This is a genomic window from Stenotrophomonas sp. GD03794, assembly GCF_029842145.1.
In the GTDB taxonomy this organism is placed as follows: Bacteria; Pseudomonadota; Gammaproteobacteria; order Xanthomonadales; family Xanthomonadaceae; genus Stenotrophomonas; species Stenotrophomonas riyadhensis.
Genome location: NZ_JAOCFV010000026.1, coordinates 56,204 through 65,626, shown reverse-complemented (window position 1 = coordinate 65,626; position 9,423 = coordinate 56,204). Strand labels below are relative to the sequence as shown.

Sequence of the window (9,423 nt, the reverse complement as noted above, 5' to 3'; positions counted from 1 at the left end):
CGGCCAAGCCCCCAGGGATGGGTTTACGGCGTCTCCCGCCACCGGACCCACCCCGCCACCCCACGGGATACCAGCTTTCGCTGTTGCTGTTGCGTTGAGCAGGTGCAGGGCTGCAAGCCCTGCAACCCAACACCCCTCTTAGTACAGCGTGCGCTCCGGCGCGCCGGCCGGCGGCGGGGTGTACTGGTACAGCCAGGTCTCGGTGAGGGTCTTGCCGCCACTGCGCAGGAACAGGCGGATGTCGATCTGCTCGGTGCTGCCTTCCGGCGGCACCAGGTCGAACATCGCGCGGTAACCGTTGATCTCGCGCAACGGGCGCGCCGACACGATCTCGACCCGGCCGCGGCTGGCTTCCACCACCGCCTCGACCTCACCCTTGTCGATCAGCCTGGCCAGTTCGCCGCCTTCGAAGTCCACCGCGAAGCGCCAGCTGAAGTACTCGCGCTTCTTGCCGACCACGCCACCCAGGCCGGTGCGGCTGGCCACGCAGTGCGCCAGCGGCGGCCGTGCCGGCGGTTCGGCGCCCCAGTACAGACGGTAGCCGACCAGCAGCTCCTGGCCCGGCTGCGGCTTTTCCTTCGGGTTCCAGAACGCCACGATGTTGTCGAAGGTCTCGTCCACGGTGGGAATCTCCACCAGCTGCACCGAGCCTTCGCCCCATTCGCCCTTCGGCTCCACCCACAGGCAGGGGCGCTTCTCGTAGAACACGCCGTCGTCCTGGTAATGGTCGAAGTTGCGGTCGCGCTGCAGCAGGCCGAAACCACGCGGGTTGCGGTCGACGAACATGTTGAAGCGCAGGTTGCGCGGGTTCAGCAGCGGCCGCCAGATCCACTCGCCGGCACCGGTCCACAGCGACAGGCCATCGGTATCGTGGATCTCCGGGCGCCAGTCCCATGCCATGCGGCGGTCGTTCTCGCCCACCTGGTACATGCTGGTGCACGGCGCGATGCCCAGCCGCTCGATCGCCTTGCGCGGGTACAACGCGCTGTCGATGTCCATCAGCAGCACGTCGCCATTGGTGATGGCGAAGCGGTACGCACCGGCCACGCTGGGCGAATCCAGCAGGCCGTAGACCACGATCGTCTCCGAATCGGCCGACGGCTGTTCCAGGTAGTAGGCAATGAAGTCCGGGAATTCCTCCGGCTTGCCCATGCCGGTGTCGATCGCCAGGCCGCGCGCGGACTGGCCGTACTGGCCCTCCTTGCCGACCGCGCGGAAGTAGCTGGCGCCGAGGAAGGCGGCGAAGTCGCGGTCGGTGTCCTTGCGGGTGTTCAGGCGGAAGCCGGCGAAGCCGAGGTCGGCCGGCAGCTCGCCGTCCTTGATGCCGCTCTTGCCGTAGTTGAACGCCGCGCCGTCATACGCCAGCTCCTGCGCCTTGCCGTCGACCACGTCGAACATGCGCACCGGCGAATGGAAGTACAGGCCCAGATGGAAGAACTTGGCCTGGAACTTGCCCGGCTGGTCAGCCCACAGCGCATGGTCCTGGCGATAGCCGATCGACTGGTACTGGTCCCAGTCCAGTCCCTCCAGGCGGCCCGGCAGCACCCGCTTGTGGCTCTTGTAGGGCGCCTGGGCCAGCGCGCGCGCCTGGCCCTTCAGGGTGGCGAAGTCGAACGGCTGTGGCTGGCCGAGGCGGCGCAGGCCCATCTGGCCGCTCTTGCTGGCCGCGCATGCGGGCAGGGACGGCAGGCCGAATGCAGCCAGGGCGAGGGAGGCATTGCGGATGAAGTCGCGTCGTTGCATGCAGGCGCGTCAGGCACAGAGGGAAGGTCGGCCATCATAGGCAGACAAACGTTAACGGGCAGCGGAGACGTGCCCTGCCCGTTCAGCTGCCGCTGGCCGCCGGCTCAGCGCTGGCAGTGGCTGCACCAGACGCTGGCACGCTGGCCGATGGTGGCGTGCTTCAGCGCGCGGCCACAGTTCGGGCAGGGCAGGCCGTCGCGGCCGTACACCAGCAGTTCCTGTTCGAAGTAGCCCGGCGCGCCGTCAGGGCTGATGAAATCGCGCAGCGTGGTGCCGCCACGGGTGATGGCGTAGCCCAGGATCTCCTTCACCGCATCGGCCAGCCGCTGGTAGCGCCCGCGCGAGATCTTCCCGGCCTCGCGCAGCGGGCTGATGCCGGCCTTGAACAGGCTCTCGGCGGCGTAGATGTTGCCCACCCCCACCACCACCGCCTGGTCCATCAGGAACGTCTTCACCGGCGCGCTGCGGCCACGGCTGCGGGCGAACAGGTAGTCGCCGTCGAACGCGTCGTCCAGTGGCTCCGGGCCCAGCCCCTGCAACAGCGGGTGGATCTCGCCGGCCGGCTGCCAGAGCAGGCTGCCGAAGCGGCGCGGGTCGTTGAAGCGCAGCAGGCGGCCGTTGTCCAGGCTGATGTCGACGTGGTCGTGGGCGCGCACCGGCGTATCACCGGGCAGCACACGCAGGCTGCCGGACATGCCCAGGTGCAGCACCGCGCTGCCGATGGCGGTATCCAGCAGCAGGTACTTGGCGCGCCGGCGGATCTCCTCGATGCGCTGTCCCGGCAGCAGCTCGGCCACTTCCGGCGGGATCGGCCAGCGCAGATCGGCGCGGCGCAGGATCACGCCATGCACGCGACGGCCCTGCAGGTGCGGCGCCAGGCCGCGGCGGGTGGTTTCTACTTCGGGCAGTTCAGGCATGGGTTGATTCTACGCGGGGCCAGACGAAGCCGCCGGGTGGGGCCGGGGCGAGCTACGGCACCAGGCCGGCCGCTTCCACCAGGAAGGCGCCCTCGACCAGTGCGCCACGTCCGCCCAGGCGCCAGAACGCCAGATAGGGCGCGAAGTCGACGGCTGCCGGGGAGAGCGGCTGGGCGATATACCAGCCCAGGTAGAGGTCCGAAGCGATGTGGTACAGCGCCTCGTCCAGCGCGGCAACCTGTGGGGTATCCAGCGTGCGCGCCTCGCGCACCACATCACAGACGACATCATGCAGATAGGCGGCGGGGCCCGATTCGCGCCAGGCCGCCTGCAGCTGACCGGCGGTGGCTGCCACCACGGGTACGTCGCGCAAGGTCGCCTGCAGCCCGGGCTCACCGGCCCTCCCGGCCACCCTCGCCAGCTCATCCAGCCAGGTCCGCGCGGCGGCCGCCACGGCCTGCGCATCGCCGGCGATGGCCGGCTGCAGGTACAGGTGCTCGCCCCAGTGGCCTGCGCCAAGCACGTCCAGCGCGCGCGACTGCAGCGCATCGGCATGCGGGAAACGGGCGAATACCGCCGCCAGCGTGTCCGGGTCAGTCACACCCTGCAGCAGGCCGGAAAAGTACCAGTCCTCCTGCTCGCTGCGGCCAGCGCAGAATTCAAGCCATTCGGCGAACAGCTCCTCGTCGATCCGATCATCCATGGGGGGCTCCTGCGGAAACATGTGGCCGCGATGATCGCCCGGCGGGCCGCGCGTGGGCCAGCCTGCACTCAGCGCGGTGGCGCCGACAGCTCGCGTGCATCCAGATAGCCATCACCGTTGGCATCCTGCTTATGGAAGCGCTGCACGATCACCTGCCGCTGCTGCTCGCGGCTGATCGCCCTGCCCTTGCCACCGGGCAGCTCATCGGCGCTCAGCACACCATCACCATTGCGGTCCATGCGGTCGAAGGCATACAGCATCCACTGCACGTACTCGGCCTCGCTGACCTTGCCGTCGCCATCGCTGTCCATCCGCTGCAGGTAGCTGGTGGTATCGGTGACCTGGGCCAGCGCCGCGCCCGGCAGCAGCACCGCCAGCACAAGCCCGTACCCTGCCCTCACGCGCCCACCAGGCTGTAGCCCTTCAACCGTGCGGCGTAGGCCTGCAACGCAGCGATCCCGCTTTCCTCGGCCTCGCGGCACCACGCCTGCAGCTGATGCAGGCGCTCGGCGGCATCGTGGCCGCGGGCCTCGAGCAGCACCGCCAGCCGCGCGCGGTACTCGACCAGTGTGCGGATGCGCGGGCGCTGGGCCACCCATTCGCTGAGCTGGGCACGACTGTCCGGCTTCAGCCAGCGGCCATCGTTGACCAGGCCACGGCGCAGGCGGCGCGGCAGCAGGCGGCGCAGCTTGGCCCCAGCCTGCACGGCTTCCTCGCGCAGAGCCGGCATGAACACATTGCGCTGGTAATCGGTCATCGCCTGGAAGCGGTGCGACAGCAGCGCCTTCAGGGTTTCGGCATCGGGCACCGCGATGTTCGGGCGCACATCCATGGCCGGCGCCACCCGCAGCACCTTGGCCAGGCGCAGCGCCTGCAGCAGGCGGATCGCGCTCCAGCCAATGTCGAATTCCCAGCGCCGCATCGCGAAGCGCGCCGAACTGGGGAAGGCATGATGGTTGTTGTGCAGCTCCTCGCCACCGATCCAGAACCCCCACGGCGTGAGGTTGGTGGAGGTATCGGCCGACTCGTAGTTGCGGTAGCCCCACCAGTGACCCAGGCCATTGACCACGCCCGCGGCCCAGAACGGAATCCACGCCATCTGGATCGCCCACAGGGCCACGCCGGGCAGGCCGAACAGCACGCTGTTGATCACCAGCAGCAGCACCGGGCCGAGCGTGGCGTGCGGGGTATACAGGTGGCGCTCGATCACATCGTCCGGGGTGCCGCGCCCGTACTGCTCGATGTCCGCGCGCATGCCGCGCGCTTCCCGGTACAGCTCCACGCCATGCCAGAACACCGTGCCGATGCCGCGGGTGACCGGGCTGTGCGGGTCGTCCTCGGTCTCTACCTTGGCATGGTGCTTGCGGTGGATGGCCACCCACTCGCGGGTGATCATCGAGGTGGTCAGCCACAACCAGAAACGGAACACGTGGGCCAGCGCCGGGTGGAAATCGACCCCGCGATGGGCCTGGCTGCGGTGCAGGTACAGGGTCACCGCGAAGATGGTGATCTGGGTGAAGACCAGCAGCACGCCCAGCATGGCCCACCAGCCCAGGCCGAGCACACCACCGGTCAACAGGGACATCAGGGCATCTGGCATGGCGGCTCTCCGGATCGACGCGGGGATGGCAGACATGATGGGCGCTTGCGTTGCAAACTGCATCCCTGCGGCGGTGATTGCCACCGCCTTCCGTGGCACCGTTCACAGTTGGGGACCTGAGTTGTCGAGCCTTGATCCACGCGCCAGCGCCATGACCGCCGCCCCGCCCCTGGCGGAGCTGCCCCCCTTGATCGAACTGGACCGCGCCACCGTGGTACGCGGCCAGGTGAAGGTGCTGCACGGGCTCAGCCTGCGCATCGCACAGGGCCAGCACACCGCCCTGCTCGGCCCCAACGGCTGCGGCAAGTCCACCTTCATCAAGCTGATCACCCGCGAGCTGTACCCGCTGGCCCAGGGCGACGGCTCGGTGGCGGTGAAGGTGCTGGGCCAGAACCGCTGGCAGGTGGATCGCCTGCGCTCACAGCTGGGCATCGTCACCGGCGACCTCAGCAGCAACCTCTCCGACATGCCCGGGCTGACCGTGGAACAGGCCGTGCTGTCCGGCTTCTTCGCCAGCTACGTGGTGCCGGCGTTCCGCGAGGTAACCGCCGACATGCGTGCACGCGTTGGCGAGACACTGGCGATGACCGGCGCGCTGTCGCTGCGCGAACGCGCCTATGCCGAGTTGTCGGCCGGCGAGACCCGCCGCGTGCTGATCGCCCGCGCGCTGGTCAACCGGCCGCAGGCCCTGCTGCTGGATGAACCCTCCACCGGGCTGGACCTGGTCGCCCGCGAGCAGCTGGTGGCGACCATGCGGGTGCTGGCACAGCAGGGCATCACCTTGGTGCTGGTGACCCACCACATCGAAGAGATCATTCCCGAGATCGAGCGGGTGGTGCTGCTGCGCGACGGCCGCGTACTGGCCGATGGCACCCGCGCCGAACTGCTGCGCAATGAACCGCTGTCCGCGGTATTCGGTGGCGCGATCACGGTGGTCGAGCAGGAAGGGCGGCTGACTGCGTACGCGGGATAGACAGATGCATCGCTCTCCGTAACCGTCTGTAGAGTCGAGCCATGCTCGACTGCCGTTCGCCGCGAGCAGAAGCAGCCGAGCATGGGCTCGGCTCTACAGGATCCAATGCAGCGGGCCGGAACCCCGGCCCGCTGTACGCAACCTCAGAACCGCAACGCCAGCGCGCGTGACTCGATCGGTGCCATCCGGCTCTGGTCCTGCAGCTGCAGGTCGCGCAGCTCGTACGGTGCGCCGAAGCCGGCTGGCAACGCGGCCTGGTCGAACGGCAGCACCAGCTGGCCTGCGCCCGGGCCATCGAACCACGCGGCCGCATGTGCCTGTGCGACCGGCTTCAACTGGCCATCGCGGGCGGTGGCATACAGCGTGCCCCGCGCCTCATAGCGTCCGGCCGCTGCCACCTGCAGCGGCAGCGCCACCTGGCGGCTGGCCGGGTCCGGTGCCGCTTGGCCACTGAAACGGGCAGTCGGCCGTGCGACCGCAAAGGCGACCTTGCCATCGCGCAGCACGCCATCGGCCTGGGCGAACACCTGCAGCTCCCACAGACCCTGCACGCTGCCGACATCGGCCGGGATCCGCACCTGCGCGCGCAGGCTGCCATCGGTGGTGCGCAGCAGCCGCTGCGGCCAGCTGCGGCCATCCGGTGCGACGAGCAGGGCTTCACCGCCGAGGCCGCCACGACGCGATGCCAGCTGCGCGGTGGTGGCGCCATCTTCCAGCAACCGTGCCTGCAGCTGCACGTTGCCACCGGCCAGCACCTGCGCCTGGTTGGCCTGCACTTCCAGCCGCAGCGGACTGTTCGGCTCCAGCACCTGCACCACGTAGCGGCCCTGTGCCTGCGCGCTCTGCAGCGTGTACGCACCGACTGCACTGGTCGCGCCGGTACGCAGCATGCTGCTGCCATCACCCACCGGCATGCCGGCCTCCTGCAGTGCGCGCGCATCGACACTGCGCGCCACGCTGCTGCGGCCGGCCGGGTCGCGCACCTGCAGGGTGTTGGCCGGCAGCGCGCGGGCACCGTCGGCCGGGCTCAGCTGGATCACCGCATCCGGTGCCGTCAGCGGCAGGTCCAGGCCGCGCTGCAGCTGCGTGCCATCGACCTGCTGCCAGTAGCTGCGGCTGACCGAGGCATACGGCGTGGTCGCCTGCAGCGGCTGTCCCGGGTCCAGCGCCCAGGCAAAGGCCAGTGGCGCGTGTTCGCTTTCATCGGTGGGCAGCGGTGCGGCCACCAGGGCGGCAGGCACCTGATCGCCCGCACGGGCGGCCTGCAGCGGCTGCGCGGCCTGCGCGGCGGAAAGGGACAGCACTGCCAGCACGGCGCTGGCCAGCAGGGTGGAATGGATCGTCATGGTCATCTCCCTCACTGGGCCAGGTCGTTGCGCAGGATCGTGCCGAGGCCGAAGCACTCGCGGCGGCTCTGGTTGTGGCTGAGCGGCTCGGCATCCTTGGTGCGCTGTTTGTCGGTGAACCAGGTGGTGCCGGCGGCCTTCTGGCTGCTGCACTCCAGGAAGCCATCGGAGCAGGACGACAGCCAGTTCTGGGTGAACTCCAGGCCGACATTGGCGGCGTAGCCACCGCAGTAGCTGTTGCTGTCCCACACCGCCGATTCCACGTCGCTGCCGACCACGGCGCGGAACGGCTTGGGCAGCGCAGGACGACCGGCGGTGCCGTACAGGTTCTGCGCGTTGTAGGTGGCCATGCTCGCCACCTGCTGCTGGCGCACCGCGTCGTTCTTGTAGCCCAGCAGCCAGCCCAGCGAGGTTTCGAAGGTGTTGCCGCTGAGCACCGCATCGGCCAGCGGCGTGCCGGCCGAGGACGGTGCCAGCGCGTTGACCTTGCGCACCGTGCGGATGATCTTCGGATAGCGGCTGTCGTAGGTCGGGTTGGACAGGATCCAGCGCATCACGTTGCCGCCGTTGGAATGGGTGATCACCACCAGCTGGGTGATGCCACGGCTGTCGATGAAGCTGGTCAGCTGGTTGGCCAGGCAACCGGCGGCTTCCGGCTTCCACATGTACTGGGTGAAGTCGCAGTTGATGACGACGTAGTTGCTGCTGTTCGGCAGGCCCTGGCGCACGGTGTCGATGATCGCCGGCTGCCAGTAGTCCTGGGTCGCATTGGTCTGCGCGCCAGTGCCGTGCACGAAGGCCACGCCGACCACATCGGCGGCCTGCGTCGGCGCGATTGCCAGCCCGAGGAGCAGGGCCAGGACGGTACTTCCTGTTGCGGTGCTGCGCATCGCTTCTCTCCCTCTGTCAGCGGATCCCCCCGACCCGGCTGGAACTGGACGGCCCTGGCGCTGGCTGTTGTGCCGATGCTCGCGGTGCAGTCGCGTGAAAGTCCGTGCGCTGCGCCCGGATTCAGGAGACTGACGTCAATCGATGACGCTTTTCATATCGCCGGGATGACCATGCCGGGTCTGGCCGTATGACCGATGGCCACTGCGGTGCCGCATACGGGCTGCGATCATGACGCGATGTTTTTCCTCCGGAGCCCGTCCATGTCGCTGCTTTCCCACCCTGCCCGCCCGCTGCTCGGCCTCGCCGTCATCGCGGCCCTGGCCGGTTGTGCCGCCACCGCCACCGCCACCAAGCCGACCGCCGTCGAAGCCAACATCACCACCAAGGCGGTGGGCTATCTGGACAAGAGCGCGGTACCGGCCAGCCTCGACCTGGTGCCGGCGCCGCCGGTGGCCGGTTCGGCCGCCCTCGCCCTCGACGAACAGGTCAGCCGTGAAGCCCGCGCGCTGCGTGGCAGCCCGCGCTTCGCCCAGGCCGGTGTCGATGCGGAACTCGGCTTCCCAGAAGGCGCCAACCACTTCTCCTGCGCCGCCGACATCGACGTCGATGCGGTGAAGACCCCGGCGCTGTACCGCCTGCTGGAGCGCAGCCGGATCGACGCCAGCGCCGCCACCAAGGCCGCCAAGAACCACTACCAGCGCCCGCGCCCGTTCATGGTCAATGGTGAACCGACCTGCTCGCCGAAGGACGAAGAAGGCCTGCGCAAGAACGGCTCGTATCCGTCCGGCCACACCTCGATCGGCTGGGCCTGGGCCCTGATCCTGTCGGAGATCGCACCGGATCGCGCCGATGCCATCCAGGCCCGCGGCCGCAACTACGGCGAGAGCCGCCTGGTCTGCAACGTGCACTGGCAGAGCGACATCCTCGAAGGCCGCTTCATGGGCGCCGCCGCCGTGGCCCGCCTGCATGACAACGCCGCGTTCAACAAGGACCTGCTGGCCGCACGCAAGGAGATCGCTGCCGCGCGCAAGGCCGGCCTGCACTCCAGCCGCGACTGCGCGGCCGAGGAAGCGGTGCTGAAGGTGCGCCCGCAGAGCGCGCTGTAAGCGGTGATCCGGGGTCAGAGCCCTTCCCTTCGGAAAGGGATCTGACCCCAGCGCGGAATGCCGATGCCATCGGGGTCGGATCCCTTTCCGCTGGAAAGGGCTCTGACCCCATTCGGCAACCGGTGGGTGTGAAGCAGAAGGGCC

General features: G+C 69.0%; 9 protein-coding genes. 2 read left to right on the top strand and 7 right to left on the bottom strand.

What is annotated here, in order from left to right:
* Positions 1 to 138: 138 nt before the first annotated feature.
* The 5 genes from N5D91_RS14690 to N5D91_RS14670 all read right to left on the bottom strand — a co-directional run bounded on the left by N5D91_RS14690 (position 139) and on the right by N5D91_RS14670 (position 4,963).
* Positions 139 to 1,743 carry a glucan biosynthesis protein D gene (locus tag N5D91_RS14690; protein WP_012509627.1) on the bottom strand — a complete coding sequence of 535 codons (1,605 nt, stop codon included), beginning with the start codon at positions 1,741 to 1,743 and terminating at the stop codon, positions 139 to 141.
* A gap of 104 nt (positions 1,744 to 1,847) precedes the next feature.
* A complete protein-coding gene (mutM, locus tag N5D91_RS14685; protein WP_049422377.1) occupies positions 1,848 to 2,660 on the bottom strand; it encodes a bifunctional DNA-formamidopyrimidine glycosylase/DNA-(apurinic or apyrimidinic site) lyase in 813 nt (270 codons plus the stop codon).
* Positions 2,661 to 2,712: 52 nt separating this feature from the next.
* Entirely contained in the window at positions 2,713 to 3,363 is a 651-nt protein-coding gene (locus N5D91_RS14680) for a hypothetical protein (RefSeq protein WP_180846551.1), read from the bottom strand.
* A gap of 68 nt (positions 3,364 to 3,431) precedes the next feature.
* Complete coding sequence (locus N5D91_RS14675) at positions 3,432 to 3,764, bottom strand: EF-hand domain-containing protein (RefSeq protein ID WP_110710647.1); 333 nt, start codon at positions 3,762 to 3,764, stop codon at positions 3,432 to 3,434.
* Complete coding sequence (locus N5D91_RS14670) at positions 3,761 to 4,963, bottom strand: fatty acid desaturase (protein ID WP_110710646.1); 1,203 nt, start codon at positions 4,961 to 4,963, stop codon at positions 3,761 to 3,763. Before N5D91_RS14670 ends, N5D91_RS14675 begins: the two co-directional genes overlap by 4 nt.
* Before the next feature lie 151 nt (positions 4,964 to 5,114).
* On the opposite strand from N5D91_RS14670, the gene N5D91_RS14665 reads away from it, so the two are divergent.
* Positions 5,115 to 5,936: an ATP-binding cassette domain-containing protein gene (locus N5D91_RS14665; RefSeq protein WP_110710645.1), complete on the top strand. Its 822-nt coding sequence runs from the start codon at positions 5,115 to 5,117 to the stop codon at positions 5,934 to 5,936.
* A gap of 143 nt (positions 5,937 to 6,079) precedes the next feature.
* Here N5D91_RS14665 and N5D91_RS14660 read toward each other — a convergent pair whose 3' ends face one another.
* Together N5D91_RS14660 and N5D91_RS14655 are read right to left on the bottom strand one after the other, a co-directional pair.
* The gene (locus tag N5D91_RS14660) at positions 6,080 to 7,282 is read right to left on the bottom strand and encodes a DUF4785 domain-containing protein (RefSeq protein ID WP_164162923.1); all 1,203 of its coding nucleotides are present in this window, start codon (positions 7,280 to 7,282) and stop codon (positions 6,080 to 6,082) included.
* An 11-nt stretch (positions 7,283 to 7,293) separates the two neighbouring features.
* The gene (locus N5D91_RS14655) at positions 7,294 to 8,172 is read right to left on the bottom strand and encodes a hypothetical protein (protein ID WP_164162922.1); all 879 of its coding nucleotides are present in this window, start codon (positions 8,170 to 8,172) and stop codon (positions 7,294 to 7,296) included.
* 261 nt (positions 8,173 to 8,433) lie between these two features.
* On the opposite strand from N5D91_RS14655, the gene N5D91_RS14650 reads away from it, so the two are divergent.
* Positions 8,434 to 9,279 (top strand): phosphatase PAP2 family protein, encoded by an 846-nt coding sequence (locus N5D91_RS14650; protein ID WP_180854268.1) that lies wholly within the window; start codon positions 8,434 to 8,436, stop codon positions 9,277 to 9,279.
* The last annotated feature ends 144 nt before the right edge of the window (positions 9,280 to 9,423 follow it).

Coding starts and splice junctions, on each gene's coding strand:
- N5D91_RS14660 (WP_164162923.1), bottom strand. CDS start 7,282: ATGACGATCCATTCCACCCTGCTGGCCAGCGCCGTGCTGGCAGTGCTG.
- N5D91_RS14680 (WP_180846551.1), bottom strand. CDS start 3,363: ATGGATGATCGGATCGACGAGGAGCTGTTCGCCGAATGGCTTGAATTC.
- N5D91_RS14655 (WP_164162922.1), bottom strand. CDS start 8,172: ATGCGCAGCACCGCAACAGGAAGTACCGTCCTGGCCCTGCTCCTCGGG.
- N5D91_RS14665 (WP_110710645.1), top strand. CDS start 5,115: ATGACCGCCGCCCCGCCCCTGGCGGAGCTGCCCCCCTTGATCGAACTG.
- N5D91_RS14650 (WP_180854268.1), top strand. CDS start 8,434: ATGTCGCTGCTTTCCCACCCTGCCCGCCCGCTGCTCGGCCTCGCCGTC.
- N5D91_RS14690 (WP_012509627.1), bottom strand. CDS start 1,743: ATGCAACGACGCGACTTCATCCGCAATGCCTCCCTCGCCCTGGCTGCA.
- N5D91_RS14670 (WP_110710646.1), bottom strand. CDS start 4,963: ATGCCAGATGCCCTGATGTCCCTGTTGACCGGTGGTGTGCTCGGCCTG.
- mutM (WP_049422377.1), bottom strand. CDS start 2,660: ATGCCTGAACTGCCCGAAGTAGAAACCACCCGCCGCGGCCTGGCGCCG.